At 60.5% G+C, this 16,941-nt stretch carries 13 protein-coding genes and 1 pseudogene; 8 read left to right on the forward strand and 6 right to left on the reverse strand.

Annotated elements, in window-relative coordinates:
* Window positions 1-54: 54 nt before the first annotated feature.
* The 4 genes from yidC to rpmH are packed head-to-tail and all read right to left on the reverse strand — an operon-like array spanning window position 55 to window position 2,753.
* On the reverse strand, window positions 55-1,761 hold the full coding sequence (yidC, locus tag R1Z03_RS11860) for a membrane protein insertase YidC (RefSeq protein ID WP_317359897.1): 1,707 nt from the start codon (window positions 1,759-1,761) through the stop codon (window positions 55-57).
* Window positions 1,758-2,054 (reverse strand): membrane protein insertion efficiency factor YidD, encoded by a 297-nt coding sequence (gene yidD / locus R1Z03_RS11865; protein ID WP_284430579.1) that lies wholly within the window; start codon window positions 2,052-2,054, stop codon window positions 1,758-1,760. The genes yidC and yidD overlap by 4 nt, the downstream gene beginning before the upstream one ends.
* Entirely contained in the window at window positions 2,051-2,575 is a 525-nt protein-coding gene (locus R1Z03_RS11870) for a ribonuclease P protein component (RefSeq protein ID WP_317359899.1), read from the reverse strand. The genes yidD and R1Z03_RS11870 overlap by 4 nt, the downstream gene beginning before the upstream one ends.
* Before the next feature lie 43 nt (window positions 2,576-2,618).
* Window positions 2,619-2,753: a 50S ribosomal protein L34 gene (gene rpmH, locus R1Z03_RS11875; protein WP_005798102.1), complete on the reverse strand. Its 135-nt coding sequence runs from the start codon at window positions 2,751-2,753 to the stop codon at window positions 2,619-2,621.
* Between the two features lie 310 nt (window positions 2,754-3,063).
* On the opposite strand from rpmH, the gene dnaA reads away from it, so the two are divergent.
* The 8 genes from dnaA (at window position 3,064) to R1Z03_RS11915 (ending at window position 13,300) form a co-directional block, all read left to right on the forward strand.
* On the forward strand, window positions 3,064-4,485 hold the full coding sequence (gene dnaA / locus R1Z03_RS11880) for a chromosomal replication initiator protein DnaA (RefSeq protein WP_317359944.1): 1,422 nt from the start codon (window positions 3,064-3,066) through the stop codon (window positions 4,483-4,485).
* A 131-nt stretch (window positions 4,486-4,616) separates the two neighbouring features.
* Entirely contained in the window at window positions 4,617-5,735 is a 1,119-nt protein-coding gene (dnaN, locus tag R1Z03_RS11885) for a DNA polymerase III subunit beta (RefSeq protein WP_284397642.1), read from the forward strand.
* Window positions 5,736-5,875: 140 nt separating this feature from the next.
* The gene (gene gyrB / locus R1Z03_RS11890; RefSeq protein WP_284409883.1) at window positions 5,876-8,494 is read left to right on the forward strand and encodes a DNA topoisomerase (ATP-hydrolyzing) subunit B; all 2,619 of its coding nucleotides are present in this window, start codon (window positions 5,876-5,878) and stop codon (window positions 8,492-8,494) included.
* Window positions 8,495-8,752: 258 nt separating this feature from the next.
* Window positions 8,753-9,793, forward strand: coding sequence for a hypothetical protein (locus R1Z03_RS11895; protein ID WP_317359950.1), 1,041 nt, complete (start codon window positions 8,753-8,755; stop codon window positions 9,791-9,793).
* 9 nt (window positions 9,794-9,802) lie between these two features.
* The gene (locus R1Z03_RS11900; protein ID WP_317359953.1) at window positions 9,803-10,354 is read left to right on the forward strand and encodes a helix-turn-helix domain-containing protein; all 552 of its coding nucleotides are present in this window, start codon (window positions 9,803-9,805) and stop codon (window positions 10,352-10,354) included.
* A gap of 116 nt (window positions 10,355-10,470) precedes the next feature.
* Window positions 10,471-11,586, forward strand: a complete 1,116-nt coding sequence (locus R1Z03_RS11905) for an E2/UBC family protein (protein WP_317359957.1) — start codon at window positions 10,471-10,473, stop codon at window positions 11,584-11,586.
* Entirely contained in the window at window positions 11,583-12,968 is a 1,386-nt protein-coding gene (locus tag R1Z03_RS11910; RefSeq protein WP_317359959.1) for a ThiF family adenylyltransferase, read from the forward strand. The genes R1Z03_RS11905 and R1Z03_RS11910 overlap by 4 nt, the downstream gene beginning before the upstream one ends.
* Entirely contained in the window at window positions 12,968-13,300 is a 333-nt protein-coding gene (locus R1Z03_RS11915; RefSeq protein ID WP_317359962.1) for a DUF6527 family protein, read from the forward strand. Before R1Z03_RS11910 ends, R1Z03_RS11915 begins: the two co-directional genes overlap by 1 nt.
* 488 nt (window positions 13,301-13,788) lie before the next feature.
* On the opposite strand, the pseudogene R1Z03_RS11920 reads toward R1Z03_RS11915, so the two are convergent.
* Together R1Z03_RS11920 and R1Z03_RS11925 are read right to left on the reverse strand one after the other, a co-directional pair.
* Window positions 13,789-14,762: pseudogene (locus R1Z03_RS11920) on the reverse strand (IS481 family transposase).
* Between the two features lie 143 nt (window positions 14,763-14,905).
* Window positions 14,906-16,939, reverse strand: coding sequence for an N-6 DNA methylase (locus R1Z03_RS11925; RefSeq protein WP_317359965.1), 2,034 nt, complete (start codon window positions 16,937-16,939; stop codon window positions 14,906-14,908).
* Window positions 16,940-16,941: the final 2 nt, after the last annotated feature.

Consider the following 16,941-nt stretch of genomic DNA (forward strand, 5'->3'; position numbering starts at 1 on the left):
GATAGCGGCCGTGGAATGTGTCGCAAACGCAGCGCGTCCGCGCTGCATTGCGGGTCAGCGGAACTTCGGTAGGTTGAACTGCGGCGGCACGCCCATGCGCGTGTTGATGATCCACTGCTGCGCGATCGACAGGATGTTGTTCGTCAGCCAGTACAGCACCAGGCCCGCCGGGAAGAAGAAGAACATCACGCTGAAGATCAGCGGCATGAACCACATCATCTTGGCCTGCAGTGGATCGGGCGGTGCGGGGTTCAGCGCGGTCTGCAGCAGCGAGCTGGCGGTCATCAGCAGCGGCAGGATGAAGAACGGGTCGGGCGAGGACAGGTCCTTGATCCAGCCGATCCACGGCGCGTTGCGCATTTCCACGCTGGACAGCAGCACCCAGTAGAGCGCGATGAACACGGGGATCTGGATCATGATGGGGAAGCAGCCGCCCATCGGGTTGACCTTCTCCTCGCGGTAGATGCGCATCATCTCTTGCTGCATCTGCTGCGGCTTGTCCTTCAGGCGCTCGCGCATCTCCATGATCTTGGGGTTGATGGCCTTCATCTTGGCCATGCTGGCGTACGCCTTCGCGTTGAGCCAGTAGAACGCGATCTTCAGCAGGAACACCAGCGCCACGATGGACCAGCCCCAGTTGTTCAGCACCTTGTGCAGCTGGTCGAGCAGCCAGTACAGCGGCTTGGCCAGGATGGTGAGCCAGCCGTAGTCCTTCACCAGTTCCAGGCCGGGGGTGAGCGATTCCAGCATCGTCTCGACCTGCGGGCCGGCGAACAGGCGTGCGTCCACCGTCTTGGACTGCCCCGGCGCGATCTCGCCGACCGGGGTGATCATGCCGACCGAGTACAGGTTGGTGTCCACCTTGCGCACGAACAGGTCGCGCTGCACGTCGTTGCCCAGCAGCCAGGCGCTGGCGAAGTAATGCTGCACCATGGCCACGTAGCCGTTGGTGGAGGACTTGTCGATCTCGGCCTTGCCGGTCTCGATGTCCTTGAACTCGACCTTGTGGTACTTCTTGGCTTCGGTGTAGACCGCGGGGCCGGTGAAGGTCGAATAGAACGACGACTCGCCCGGCGGCTTGTTGCCGTCGCGCACCAGCTGCAGGTACAACTGGGGCGACACGGGCGCGGTGCCGGTGTTCACGATCTCGTGCTTCACGGCCACGTCGTAGGCGCCGCGCTTCACGGTCCAGGTCTTGGCCAGCTTCACGCCGCCCAGGTCGGCGGATTCGAAGCGCACGCTGATCTCGTTCTGGCCGTCCTGCAGCTCGCGGTTGCCGGCCACCACCGACATCGCCGTCTTGTGCGTGGGGTAGGCGCCGCCGATCAGGCCGGTCTGCGCCACGTACACGCGCTGCGCGCTTTCATCCAGCAGCATGAACGGCTTGGACTTGTCGGCCATGTCGGGGTACTTGAGCAGTTCGCCATGCGTGAGCGAGCCGCCTTCACTGTCGAAGGTCAGGCGCAGCACGTCGCTGGTCAAGGTGACGCGCTGGCGCTGGGCCGCCGCCGCAGGCTGCGGCACGCCGCCCGGCACTTGCTGCGCATTCGCGGGCGCCGCCGCGGCCGTGGGGGCCGGCACGGTGGAAGCGCCGGCGGTGCCAGAGGCGGCCGGCGCCGAAGACGCGGGCGCCACGGCGGCAGGCGTTGCACCGGGGAAGAAGGTGGCCTTGTGGCCGTTGTGCACTTGCCACTTGTCCCATAGCAGAACCATGGAAAAGCCAAATATCACCCACAGGATGGTGCGGCGAATGTCGTTCATGAAGACTTCTTCGGTGAGGAGGGGGTGGAGGACGTGGAAGGAGACAGGCGCGAGAACAGGCGCAGTGCGCGGGGCGGTTCTTCGGGCACCGGATCATGCCCTCCATCGCACCAGGGCTGGCACCGTGCCAGACGGTGCAGCGTCAGATAAGTTCCGGCTGCGGCGCCATGGCGTTCAAGTGCCTGCAGCGAATAGGCCGAACACGTGGGCTCGAAACGGCAGGCCGATCCGAGCCAGGGGCTCAGCACCAGCCGGTAGCCACGCACCAGCGCCATCAGCAGCGCGCGCATCATGACACAGGCGCCGGGGCGGGCTGGGGCGCCGCTGCCGTCGGTGCCCCAGCGGCCATTGCAGCAGCGCCGCCGCTGCGCCGCACGGCGTAGCCGAACAGCTGCAGCAGTTCGGCGCGAACCGCCTGCTTGAGGGCATCGGACGTGGCGCTGGTGAACTGCTTGCGGTCGAACGTCGCCCGCAGGCGCACCACGTGCGCGGCCTGCGGCAACTGGGACTCGAACGAGGCGGCCACGGCATGGATCTGCCGCTTGATGGTGTTGCGGGTGACCGCGCGGCGGGCCCAGCGCTTGGGCACCATGGCGCCCATCCAGACGCCGGGCGGCTCGGCCATGCCAAACAGGGCCTGCGGCCCTTGCACATGAGGCAAGGGGGCGGGCCCTGTGAGAGGTGCGGGAGGCGATGCGGCCGCTGCGCCGGTGGGAGCGAGACCCAGTCGGTGCAGTGCGAAGTGTGCGGTGCGGGAGACCGTTCCCCCGGCCATGGCGGCCTGGAACTGCGGACGGGTTTTCAGCCGTTGCATGGGAGGGTTCCCGCCCGGAACCGGGCCGAGTGCCGTGGCGGCCTTAGACGGCCAGGCGCTTGCGGCCCTTGGCGCGGCGTGCGTTGATGACGGCACGGCCGCCGCGCGTCTTCATGCGCACGAGGAAACCGTGGGTGCGCGCACGGCGCGTCTTGGAAGGCTGGTAAGTACGTTTCATGGTCAATGTCCTTGAGGGTTAGGTTCCGGGCGCAACTCGCAAGATGCGGGTTCCAGGCCCTCCGGATGCGGCACTTCGATCAAGATCAAAGCGCTTGGCCCGGGCGTTATTGCCCTGAACGCATTCAGGGAAACCGGCGATTATTGCAGGCTTGTGCCGGCGTGGCAATGGCGAGGCGGCAGTACAGGGGGTTTGCGGCGCGTGTGGCGCGCGCCGTGGGCGCCCTGGCCGAGGTTGTGGATAACCCTTTGAAAAGGTACAATCTGCGGCCCTGAATCGTTCCTCCTATCCACAACAAGAACCGCCATCAATGACCGAGGAACCTTCCCGCAGCCCCGACAACGACCCAGGCGCCGATGCCGGACAAGGACTGTGGCAAGCCTGCGTCGAGCAGCTTGCGCAAGACCTGCCGGAGCAGCAGTTCAACACCTGGATCAAGCCGCTCACCGCCCAGGTCGCACCCGACTTCTCCAAGGTCACCCTGCTGGTGGCCAACCGCTTCAAGCTCGACTGGATCCGTGCGCAATACGCCGGCCGCATCGCGGCCCTGCTGGAAGGCCTCTACGGCCAGCCGGTGTCGCTTGAGTTAGCGCTCGCTCAGCGTGAGACCATTGCCCGCACTTATGTGCGCTCCACGCCGACGGGGCAGGTGGTGTCGTCCGAGCCCACGCCCGCCGCGGCGCCCAGCGACGAGCCGGTGGCTGGTGCCTTCCGCTCGCGTCTGAACGCCGCTCTCACATTCGAGACGCTGGTCGAGGGCACGGCCAACCGCATGGCGCGCTCGGCGGCCATGCACGTGGCGGGCTCGCCCGGCCACCTGTACAACCCGCTTTTCATCTATGGCGGCGTCGGCCTGGGCAAGACCCATCTGGTGCACGCGGTGGGCAACAAGCTGCTGGCCGACAAGCCCGACGCGAAAGTTCTCTACATCCATGCCGAGCAGTTCGTGTCGGATGTGGTTAAGGCGTACCAGCGGCGCACGTTCGACGAGTTCAAGGAGCACTACCACTCCCTCGATCTGCTGCTGATCGATGACGTGCAGTTCTTCGCGAATAAAGACCGCACGCAGGAAGAGTTCTTCAACGCGTTCGAGGCCCTGCTGGCCAAGAAGAGCCACATCGTGATGACCTCGGACACCTACCCGAAGGGCCTGGCCAACATCCACGAGCGGCTCGTCTCGCGCTTCGACTCCGGCCTCACGGTGACCATCGAGCCGCCCGAGCTGGAAATGCGCGTGGCCATCCTGATCAACAAGGCCCGCGCCGAAAGCGCCGACATGCCCGAGGAAGTGGCCTTCTTCGTCGCCAAGAACGTGCGCAGCAACGTGCGCGAGCTGGAAGGCGCGCTGCGCAAGATCCTGGCGTACTCGCGCTTCAACCAGAAGGAAGTCTCCATCCAGCTCGCCCGCGAGGCGCTGCGCGACCTGCTGTCGATCCAGAACCGGCAGATCTCGGTGGAAAACATCCAGAAGACGGTGGCCGACTACTACAAGATCAAGGTCGCCGACATGTACAGCAAGAAGCGCCCGGCCAGCATCGCCCGGCCGCGCCAGATCGCCATGTACCTGGCCAAGGAGCTCACGCAAAAGAGCCTACCCGAGATCGGCGAGCTGTTCGGCGGGCGCGACCACACCACGGTGCTGCACGCGGTGCGCAAGATCGCCGGCGAGCGCCAGCAGCTCACCGAACTGAACCAGCAGCTGCACGTGCTGGAGCAGACGCTCAAGGGTTGATGCCGAAGTGGCCCCGCACCCCCACGGAGCGCGCCCGGTTCACGGGCAAAATGGCGTACTGGACGGCATGAGGGGGCATGGCCCATGCCGCCGTCCTGGCACGTTTCCCAAAACCACCAAAGGTTGACGACATGATTGTCCTGAAGGCAACACAAGACAAGGTTCTCGCGGTTCTGCAATCGGTGTCCGGCATCGTCGAGCGCCGGCACACCCTGCCCATCCTGGCGAACGTGCTGATCCGCAAGACGGGCAACGCGCTGCAGCTGACCACGAGCGACCTGGAGATCCAGATCCGCACCACCGCCGAGCTGGGCGGCGACACGGGCGACTTCACCACCACGGTGGGCGCGCGCAAGCTGATCGACATCCTGAAGACCATGCCTGGCGACCAGACCGTGAGCCTGGAGTCGAGCCAGTCCAAGCTGATCCTCAAGGGCGGCAAGAGCCGCTTCACGCTGCAGTCGCTGCCGGCCGAGGACTTTCCCCTGGTGCAGGAATCGGCCGCCTTCGGCCCCGCCTTCAGCGTGCCGCAGAAGGTGCTCAAGGATCTGCTGGGCCAGGTGTCGTTCGCCATGGCGGTGCAGGACATCCGCTACTACCTGAACGGCATTCTGTTCGTGGCCGAAGGCCAGCAGCTGAGCTTGGTCGCCACCGACGGCCACCGCCTGGCCTTCGCCAGCGCCACGCTGGACGTTGAAGTGCCCAAGCAGGAAGTCATCCTGCCGCGCAAGACCGTGCTGGAGTTGCAGCGCCTGCTGTCGGATGCGGGCGGCGAGAACCAGCCGCACATCGAGATGCAGTTCGCCAACAACCAGGCGAAGTTCACGTTCGGCGGCATGGAGTTCGTCACGAAGCTGGTCGAGGGCAAGTTCCCCGACTACAACCGCGTGATCCCCAAGAACCACAAGAACAGCGTGACCCTGGGCCGCGCCCCGCTGCTGGCCAGCCTGCAGCGCACCGCCATCATGACCAGCGACAAGTTCAAGGGCGTGCGCCTGAACCTGGAGCCCGGCACCCTGCGCGTGGCGTCCAACAACGCCGAGCAGGAAGAGGCCGTGGACGAACTCGACATCGACTACGGCGGCGACACCATCGAGATCGGCTTCAACGTCACCTACCTCATCGACGCTCTGGCCAACATGGGCCAGGACATGGTGAAGGTGGAGCTGTCGGACGGCAACAGCTCGGCGCTGCTGACCATCCCCGAGAACGAAACCTTCAAGTACGTCGTGATGCCCATGCGCATCTGATGCACCCGCCTTCCAGCGCCGGGGGTGAGTGCTATGCTTTTTGTAGCTACATGCCCTAGAAGAATATGCGCTGGAGGCCGATTTGACCCTTATTGAACATTCAGGAAACCCCCCGGTTTCCACGGACCCCAAGGCCATCCATGACCGCTGAGAACACCCTGCCCGAGCCTTCCTCCGACGGCGCGGGCGAAGCGCAGCCCTTCACCAAGATCGACACCCAGCAGGCGGGCGCCAGCGAAGGCTACGGCGAAGGCGCGATCCAGATCCTGGAAGGCCTGGAGGCCGTGCGCAAGCGCCCCGGCATGTACATCGGCGACACGTCCGACGGCACGGGCCTGCACCACCTCGTCTTCGAAGTGGTGGACAACTCCATCGACGAGGCGCTGGCCGGGCACTGCGACGACATCGTCGTCACCATCCACTCGGACAACTCCATCAGCGTGACCGACAACGGCCGCGGCATTCCCACCGGCGTGAAGATGGACGACAAGCACGAGCCCAAGCGCTCGGCCTCCGAGATCGCGCTGACCGAACTGCATGCGGGCGGCAAGTTCAACCAGAACAGCTACAAGGTCTCGGGCGGCCTGCACGGCGTGGGTGTCAGCTGCGTGAACGCGCTCAGCAAGATGCTGCGCCTGACGGTGCGCCGCGAGGGCAAGGTGCACGTGCTCGAGTTCAGCCAGGGCTTCGTGCAGAACCGCATCATCGAGACCGTGAACGGCGTCGAGATCTCGCCCATGAAGGTCATCGGCGACACCGACAAGCGCGGCACCGAGGTGCACTTCCTGCCCGACACCGAGATCTTCAAAGAGAACAACGACTTCCACTACGAGATCCTGGCCAAGCGCCTGCGCGAGCTCTCGTTCCTGAACAACGGCGTGCGCATCCGCCTCAAGGACGAACGCACCGGCAAGGAAGACGACTTCTCCGGCGCCGGCGGCGTGAAGGGCTTCGTCGGCTTCATCAACGCCAACAAGAAGGTGCTGCACCCCACCGCGTTCTACGCCACGGGCGCGCGCCCGGCCGAAACCTACGGCGGCATTCCCGGTACCGAGATCGGCGTCGAGGTGGCCATGCAGTGGAACGACGGCTACAGCGAACAGGTGCTGTGCTTCACCAACAACATCCCGCAGCGCGACGGCGGCACCCACCTGACCGGCCTGCGCGCCGCCATGACCCGCGTCATCGGCAAGTACATCGATGCGCACGAACTGGCCAAGAAGGCCAAGGTCGAGGTGAGCGGCGACGACATGCGCGAAGGCCTGTGCTGCGTGCTGAGCGTGAAGGTGCCCGAGCCCAAGTTCAGCAGCCAGACCAAGGACAAGCTGGTGTCCAGTGAAGTGCGCGCGCCGGTGGAGGACATCGTCGCCAAGACGCTGACCGACTACCTGGAAGAGCGCCCCAACGACGCCAAGATCCTGTGCGGCAAGATCATCGAAGCCGCCCGCGCCCGCGAAGCCGCCCGCAAGGCCCGCGAAATGACGCGCCGCAAGGGCGTGCTGGACGGCATGGGCCTGCCCGGAAAGCTGGCCGACTGCCAGGAAAAAGACCCCGCGCTGTGCGAGATCTACATCGTCGAGGGCGACTCCGCCGGCGGCTCCGCCAAGCAGGGCCGCGACCGCAAGTTCCAGGCCATCCTGCCGCTGCGCGGCAAGATCCTGAACGTGGAAAAGGCGCGCTACGAAAAGCTGCTGACCAGCAATGAAATCGTCACGCTCATCACCGCCCTGGGCACCGGCATCGGCAAGGCCGCGGTGGAATCCGGCAAGAGCGGCGTGGACGACTTCGACGCCGCCAAGCTGCGCTACCACCGCATCATCATCATGACCGACGCCGACGTGGACGGCGCCCACATCCGCACCCTGCTGCTGACCTTCTTCTACCGCCAGATGCCCGAGCTGGTCGAGCGCGGCCACATCTACATCGCGCAGCCGCCGCTGTACAAGGTCAAGGCCGGCAAGGAAGAGCTGTACCTGAAGGACGCCCCCGCGCTCGACACCTTCCTGCTGCGCATCGCGCTCAAGGACGCCAGCGTGACCACCGGTGGCGCCAGCCCGCAGACCCTGACCGGCGACACCCTCACCGCCCTGGCGCAAAAGCACCAGCTCGCCGAGGCCGTCATCCACCGCCTGTCCGCCTTCATGGACAAGGAGGCCCTGCGCGCCATCGCCGACGGCGTGAGCCTGAACCTGGACACCGTGGCCGACGCCGAAGCCAGCGCCGTGCAGCTGCAGGCCAAGCTGCGCGAGCTGACCACCAACGGCATCCCCGCCGAAGTGGCCGGCGAGTTCGACGTGCGCACCGACAAGCCCATCCTGCGCATCAGCCGCCGCCACCACGGCAACGTCAAGAGCAGCCTGATCACCCAGGACTTCGTGCACGGCGCCGACTACGCCGCCCTGGCCGAAGCCGCCAGCACCTTCCGCGGCCTGGTCGGCGAGGGCGCCAAGGCCCTGCGCGGCGAAGGCGAGAAGCAGAAGGAAGAAAAAGTGTCTGACTTCCGCCAGGCCATGGCCTGGCTGATCTCCGAGGCCGAGCGCACCACCAGCCGCCAGCGCTACAAGGGCCTGGGCGAAATGAACCCCGAGCAGCTCTGGGAAACCACGATGGACCCCGAAGTGCGCCGCCTGCTGCGCGTGCAGATCGACGATGCGATCGAGGCGGACCGGGTGTTCACCATGCTGATGGGCGACGAGGTGGAGCCGCGGCGGGACTTCATCGAGACGAATGCGTTGCGGGCGGGGAATATCGATGTTTGACGTTGTAGGTTCTCGTTGATCTTGCAAATATTCTCAGCACTTGCAAATAGCGCTAAACAAAACGCCCAATCATGTTGGGTGTTTTTTAGTTTGATCAACGAGAGCATCCCGCGTCCCGCCCAGTAGTACCCTCATCTGCAGGTTACCGGTCAATCCAACACGTCTTGCTTTTCCGCTCGCGAAGACCTTTATCATCGGAAGATGTGGTGGCACCTACTGACATATCTCGGCAAAAATCCTGGTACTAAAGCCAAGGATATGGCCGCCGTTCTGGGTCAGGAGAAAGCTGCAGTCAACAAGATCCTGTACGAACACAGCGACAAGTTTCTCCGAAACGATGACTTTGAATGGTCGGTGATTGGCTCTGAAGAGCTACAAATAGAGTTCCCCAAAGACACATGGCTGTCTTCCAAGGATTTCGAGGCCATCCTTTCTAGAAGCTGCACGCCTTGGCATGATGACTGCGAAAGTGTGGTCTTCGTGTTCAAAAAGGAGTCCAGGCTGCTGCTCGACGCGCTTGCCAGGCTGCTGGCACTATGTAATCAGCTTGACGCTGCGGGAAAGCGAGTGTCTCTGGATTTCAGTGAATGTCTTAGCACCCGCAGCTACCTTGATCGAATGGACTTCTTCGAAGTGCTCGGATCGAATATAGCGGTCCTTCCAAAGCGGCCGAATGCTCGACGCGGGGCACTCTATCAAGGCAAAAACGATGGCGTAATTGAGCTCCGCACCATCGACCCGGCAGAGCCGAACAACGAGATTCCACGTCTCCTAGAACGTAGCTTCGTAAATTGTGTCAGCGAGAGCTACTCGACGCTGGCCTTGACCGTCATCGGCGAACCGTTCAAAAACGTGTTGGATCACTCACACTCAAGTCTCGCAGGCTTCGCAGGATTGCAGGCCTATAGACAAAGAACACGTATCCAGGTGGTGATTTCTGACAACGGGCTGGGTATCGTCGGCACGCTTCAGCCTATCTTGCATAGGCGATATCCAGACATCGCGGCGCGCATCACAAGGTCAAACGAACATTCAGGCATCGCCTTGCTCAAGGAGGTGTTTTCCACGGGCCAAATCAGCCAAGTAGATGAGGATGGCCGAGGCACGGGTCTGAAGATGTCGGGCGACCAAGCTCGGAAATATCACGCTAGGATTTCTGTGCGACAAAAAGACTTTGAACTATGCATCGACCATCGGCCCGAACGTATGCGCTACACCCCATACACGAACCTAGTTCGTATTGATGGTACTCATATCAGCTTCGACTTCAAGCTTGACGGACGTACAATCGGCGATTAAATTAACTATATGAACCAGAACTCCATCGTTGTGAAGCTTCGGACATTCACGGATAGCGATAGGCCGTTCGGGAACAGCGAAGGTAGGGATACCTTCCGAAAGCTATCGGATTTTGTAGAGGGAAAGCATGGTGTGTGCGTCTTCGGCATCTCGTTTGATGGCATCACCGCAACGGACGCTTCCTTCGCACGTGACAGTGTTGTTTCGCTGGCTAAGCAGCTTAGAGGCGAGCGGGGCTTCTATCTCACCGACCTTAAGAACCGCGACCTTATCGACAACTGGAGCTATGCCGCTAAGGCGAAAGATCAGCCTTTGGTGATTTGGTCAGGCCAGCAGTTTGAGGTGATAGGCCCTGACCTCACGCCCGCGACTCGCACCTTAGTCGAGTACGTTCTAGGCAAAGGGGAAGCGCTTGCCTCCCAAGCTGCAGCTGACCTGGGCATTTCTGTTCCCAACGCAAGCACCCGGCTCAAGACGCTGGTGGCCCAAGGCTATCTTCTACGCGTCGAAGAAGGTGCCGAGTCGGGCGGCATCGAGTTCAAGTACAAGCCAATCCGCTGATTCTGATTAAACTGCTTGCATTAAGCAGAAGTTTTAGTGTACGATCTAACCCAGCTCGAGGCATCAAGTCGCGAGCGAAGTTAAACAGCTTCACTGAAGCAGAAAGGTCTACCAATATGGAAACGACTCTCCCCGCCGCAGCTCCGCTCGGCACCGCCAACGCTCAACCACACGATATTCACGTGATCCGTGATGAACTATGCGTAGTCGAGGCTGTCCCTGTGCCGCGCCACTCTCTAGAAGGGAAGGACATACTTGCCGCCGCAGGCCGTCCGGCTGACGCCGACCATATCGTGCTGCAGGTCCTCAAGACCGGCGGTCTCGAAACCATCCGCCTGCACGAGCAGGCAAATCTTGCGCTGGGCACCAAGTTCGTCTTGGCTACCGGCGACCGCCTCTACCGCTTCGGCGTCGGCGAAGACTCCTACGAGTGGCCCTATCGCTTCATTTCCGGCCAGTTGATCCGTGAGCTGGCGGCTGTGCCCGACAACCAGCAAATCGAGATCCTCCGCAATGGTGTTGCAGCCGTGGTGCTGCCAGCCGAGCGTATTGATCTCGCTGAACCCGGCGTTGAAAATTTCGCCAAGGTCACCAAGGTCTGGAAGCTCAAGGTCCACGGCGTGATACAGGAATGGGACAAGCCCGAGGTCAAGGTTGCGGACGCGCTGGCTCGCGGAGGTTACGACCCGAAGTCGTGGGACATCCTGCTAATCGTGCAGGGCGAGAAGACGAAGGTGACGCCCGACTACGTGGTCGACCTGCGCACCCCAGGGATCGAGAAGATCCGCCTGATGCAGCGCACTGTCATCAACGGCGACGGCCAGACGCTGGCGGCACGCCGTCAGTTCAAGGTGTTGGCCGACGACGAGAAGTTTCTCGACGACCTCGGTCTGCGTTGGGAGACTGTGCTCGAAGCCGAACGCCGCTGGCTGCTGATACACGACTACCAACTACCGGTCGGTTATGCGCCCTCGGTGGTCACCCTGGCTCTTGATATCCACCGAGATTACCCGGTCACTCAAATCGACATGTTCTACTTCACGCCGTTCGTGCGCCGCGCCAACGGCGCCGAGATCCCCAGCACTCAGGTGAGGGCCATGATTGGTGGCATGGAGTTCCAGGGTTGGTCGCGCCACCGTACGGAGGCCAGTAAATGGGATGAGCACACCGACAATGTGCGGTCCCACATGGTGCTGGTCGACACCTGCTTGGCCAAGGAGTTGGACGAATGATCCCGCGTGCGACTCTGACCCTGACGGTGGCCGCGCATGCGCAGCTGCTGGCTCACCTCTTCCCCGGCGACGGCAAGGAGGCAGCAGCTATCCTGATCTGTACGCGCGTGCCTGGCCCGCGCCTGCGGATCCTGGTCCGTGACGTTATCGAAGTGCCGCACGAGGCCTGCACCAACCGCACAGACCGCACGTTGGCTTGGCCGGGCAGCTATGTCGAACAGGCGATTGATGTCGCGGAACGCGATCGCCATGGCATCCTGCTCCTGCACTCCCATCCCGGTGGCTACGCGGCGTTCTCCGATACCGACGACGAAAGCGACCGCAGCATCATGCCCTGCATCTTCGATGCGTTCGAAGGGCTGCACGGTTCCGCGGTGATGCTGCCCAATGGCTGCATCTTCGCAAGGCTCTATGACCAGCACGGCAGCCACACGCCCGTGGACATGGTGTCGGTCGCCGGCGACGATATCCGCTACTGGTGGCGCGACGACCTCCTGAACTCAGCGCAGCGCCCGATGGCCTTCACGTCCGACATGACCAGCGAGCTTTCGCGGCTTACGGCCTGCATCATCGGCGTGTCCGGCACCGGGTCCCCTGCGGCAGAGCAGGTGTGCCGCCTGGGATTTGGGCGCGTGATCGGTATCGACTTCGACCGTATGGAGCGAAAGAACCTCAATCGGATACTGAATACCACTCTCGCCGACGCCGTCGCCGGCCGCTCGAAAGTGGTCACGTTCAGTGAACGCGCCAACCAGTACCGGGAGGTGCCCTACTTCGAGGGGGTAGATGCCAACGTCATGACAAGGGGCGCGGTGCTGGCCGCCGCGCAAGCCGACGTCATCTTCTGCTGCGTTGATTCGCTCCGGGGGCGCATGGTGGCCGACCGCATCGCGGCCGCCTTCCTGCTGCCGCTCATCGATATCGGCGTCGCAATTCCAACCCGGACAATGGGGGATGGTGTCGCCATCGCAGAGGTTTGCGGCCGCATCGACTACGTTTTTCCGGGCGGCAGTTCTCTGCGTGACCGTAGTGTCTACACGCCCGAGACGCTGCTTGCCGAATCGCTAGCCGAGGTGGATCCTGCGGCTCACGCCGAACAGGTGAAAGCAGGCTACATCCAGGGGCTGCCGGAGCAGGCACCGTCCGTCATCGCGCTCAACATGCGGGCGTCCAGCGCCGGGGTGCTGGAATTCATTGCGCGTGCGTACCCCTACCGCCATGAGCCGAATGGTCTCTACGCCCGGACGGACTTCATGCTCGCGGAAAACATTCAGGAATTTACGGCCGAAGATGCCTTCAAAACGAAGCCGACATCGCTGCTTGCCAGCGGTGCAGCCGAGCCGCTGCTGGGCCTGCCGGCGCTTAGCACGGAGGGCGTCTGATGCGCTGGGTCAGCGGTTTCTGGCAGGCGCTTAAGGCATGGGCCGCGCCAACCCGCCGGGTCGCGGTGGTCGTGGAGGGCGACACGCCCACCTCGCTGCCGCGACTTGACCTCGTGCTGCTCACCGAGGGGGGTGAGCCATGGTCAGCGGTCATGCTTTGCCCCTGCGGCTGTGGTCAGACTGTCGAGCTCCCGCTTCTGCCCCAGGTTAAGCCGAGGTGGAGTCTGGAGGTCGACGCCCAGGGGCTGCCGACACTACGTCCTTCGGTCTGGCTGACGGGCGGGTGTAGGTCGCATTTTTTTCTGCGCAAGGGGAAAATCATCTGGGTGTGATGCGCCGAGAAAAATATCTAGCGCTAGTTTCAACTCGGAGCCATTGGATTGGCCCCACCGAAAGTGGTGGTGAGCTTCTTTGCTTTGCTGGCGAGTGACCGGAGATGTCAGATTGCAGCAGTTCGTTCACCGAATCCAAAGAATGGGATGTGATAAGTCGAGTTCAATCAGCGAATTTCCTCTTCAACGGTTTTTGTTTATTGTTCTACCGATGGATGCAGAGCATCATTTCCTTGGCGAGATATTTGACTAAAGTGAAGGTGCCGTGAATGACGAAGTCACGCGGAATGCGGGCGTACCAGTTCTCGACCAGGTTGAACCACAACGAATATGTTGGGGTAACTTATTCAGCGTACCGACAGCAGCCTCTGCTACCGCTGCGCTCTACGAAAACTGGGGTGCAAACATGTAAACCGAACTGCCAGTTGCGTGCGTTGGAGAATGGCTTAGGTTGGCTCGCGCCCTTTCTCGGTTGCGGTCAAAAGTACCTAGCTGTCGCATACCGGACGGTTATATGGCCGCTTGAGAAACAGGTGCGGGTGAGATGCGTGCCACTCCTTCATGGCCTGCATCGGCGTACTGCGTTTGAGCGCTGACTGCGGCAACTGGTGGTTGTACAAGGCCACACAGCGCAGCAAGGTCTGCTCCATGTCTTCGCGGCTGTTGAACCTGTGGGTCTTCAGAACATAAGCAATGCGGCCGTTAAACCGCTCAACCACGCCGTTGGTTCTGGGCGTCCTGGGCTTGTGGTCAATCGGTGCTCTACGCCCAGCTCTTGGCACAGTTGATCTAACTCATGGTTGCCGCTGGGTTCGCGTTCCTTGCTAGCAAACAGACGGTCCGTGAACTCTTTGCCGTTGTCGGTCTGTAGTCTGGTGATCCTGATAGGACATGCCTTGTGCAATGCCTTCAAAAAGGACTGCGCACTGGCGGCTGTCTTGTTGGTCTTGAGTTACACGAACACCCATCGGGTAGCCCATTGGATGCCGACGAACAGGTAGCGCCGTTGCGATTCGTCCTGCATCTTGGGCAGATACTTCACGTCCATGTGCACATAGTCAGGCTCGTAGCTCTTGATGGCCTTGTAGGCCACCGCAGGCTCCTGGGGCTTGAGGGCCTTGATGCTCCCCACTCCATGGCGGCGCAAGCACCTGTCCAGCCCGGAGCGTGAGACGGGTTGGCGGAGAAACTCCCGTGTCACGGCCAGCGGGTCATCCAAAGGCAGCAGCAAGGTACGCCGCAAGTGAACCACCACTGTTTCTTGTGCTGGCGTGAGCACCGTCTGCGGGTGGTGGGCAGTGTGAGAGCGGTCTGCAAAGACGGAACGCGTCTTCCACTTGTAGACCCTCTGCTCAATGATCCCAAAGCGCTGAGCCAGGACGCTGGCGGGTTCATCACTGGGTGCGATCTCGGCACGCACGGCGGGCGTGGTGCGGGCGTTCTTGTGCAGGGCTATCAACATGGCTCCACTCCCTGGATGGATTGCAAGGACTCTATCAACTCTTGCAGATTCGCTCGGGCCATGAAGATTGGATAGCGTTTGGAGTCTATGCAATCGTCCGGGATGCGACACTTAACTTTTAACAGCGATCCAAAAAAAATTTATTATGAGATATTCAACGAAGGGGATACTTCTTGAATGGCTAGCAGTTTTCCAATCTGCTTCCTGATCTCCGATACAACATCCTCGGATGATGGAATGCCAAAATTGATCTCATCCCCAATGGCGCTCAGCTTATCGGCAGCTTCTTTCGCTAAAATTCCGCGGACTATTCTTCTTTGCTCGTCGATGTGTGGCAATGGAATGAGAATTTTTTTTAGCGCATTCTCGTCCAAGGTGACATTCGTGGCTCCGCACATCATCGGTACCAAGAGCTCATCTTTGAACTTGGATAAGTACTCATGGACGTATCTGATCTCTACTTCCTCAGCATTCATTGCTTCTAGACAGCACATCGTATCTGCTAGAGCAAATTTGCCTTCTTGATAATGTAGGCGCTTGATGTCGGCCTTACCATGACCCGAAGATGAAACGAGCGGGATGCAGCTAGCTTTGAAATCAAACGAATAATCTACCGACGCCTTCCTATCTGTTGCAGGAACCACGAGCGGAAATTCACCAGGAGGTGTGTTCATATTTGAATGTCTCCCCCTGTGAATATAGCAAAGCTTGCCGAGTTCTTTTGCCCCCGGCATACGTTTTCGAAGATCTTGAAATGTGCGTTCAAGCATGTACCACCTTCCAACTAGGTGACATCCAGCAGAAGCGAGAATATTTTCTCTGCTAACCATGATAAAGCTCGGTCGTGAAATTTGAGAGGTGTCTTCTAGTTTTCCTCGCCTGAAATTCTCTATCAGCTCTAGGGCCGAAGGAAGTTCGTTGTCCTCAACGGCTTGCCTTGTGTCTGTTTGCGTATACCCATCCGCACCAATGTTAATGAATAAAATTCTCTCCGTACTTTTGGCGAATTGTTTGTCAATGATAAGAATATGCGTTTTAACACTAGCGTACGGTTTGAAAACGCCGTGAGGTAATTCAATAACTGCGATCAAAGATTTTTCTTGAATTAATCGCCTCCGCATCCCGACGTAAGCCGATTGACCAACAAAGACAATGCCTTCAGGAACAATTACTCCGGCCTTCCCTATGGGTGACAAGTGTTCTGCAATATAGTCAAGGAAAAGTAACTCAGCGCGCTTCGACTGTAGGCTGAATTTTTTGTGCGGTTTGATCCCACCCTTTGGGGTCATAAACGGTGGGTTGGCTAAAATTGCGTCATAGCTCTCTTGCCAGTGATCCTCCTGAGTTAAGGAGTCATACTCTTCGACTAGTGGCGATCGGAAGCCGTGTAAATATAGATTTACTAATGAAAGCCTCACCATATCGGGTGAAATGTCGAAGCCTTTGATGTTTTGGTGAATTCTCTGACGCTCAACGGGAGTCAAAAGACTCCCGCTATAATGCATTGGGCTTTCAATTGATGTCTCCGCAACTGAAGCTCCTTGCTGCATTTGCCAGTTGTTTTGCTCTTTGATTGGCGAGTTCTCCCGGAGGATGTGCTTGTACGCCGAGATCAGAAATCCCGCAGTGCCGCAAGCGGGATCCAGAATCCTGTCATTCTTTTTCGGTCCAACGGCTTGGACTACGAAGTCAATGATATGGCGCGGCGTGCGAAATTGACCTGCATCGCCTTGGCTACCCAACACTGAAAGCAGATATTCAAAGGCGTCACCCAATCGCTCGGAATGGTCGTAGGAGAATCCATCGATTTCCTTCAAAAACGCCTTCAGCGTTTCCGGGTCGCGGTACGGCAGGTACGCGTTTTTGAAGATGTCTCGGAACAGCGCAGGCAGGTGCGTATTCTCGGTCATCTTGCCAATGGCCTCAGAGTAGAGGTTCAAAGTGTCCTGGCCGCCCAGGCTAGGCGCCAGCAGTTTGCTCCAGCTGTATTTCTCAAAGCCATTGACGAAGAAGCTGCGCTTGCCGCCGAACTCTTCTGACTGGGCATCCATGTCGTCCATGAACTTGTAGATCAGTGCGATGGTGATCTGCTCGACCTGACTTTTGGGGTCGGGCACCTTGCCGACGAGGATGTCTCGGCAGGAATCGATTCGGCGTTTGGTGTCGGTATCCAGCATGG

It is taken from the genome of Acidovorax sp. BLS4, assembly GCF_032929295.1.
In the GTDB taxonomy this organism is placed as follows: domain Bacteria; phylum Pseudomonadota; class Gammaproteobacteria; order Burkholderiales; family Burkholderiaceae_C; genus Paracidovorax.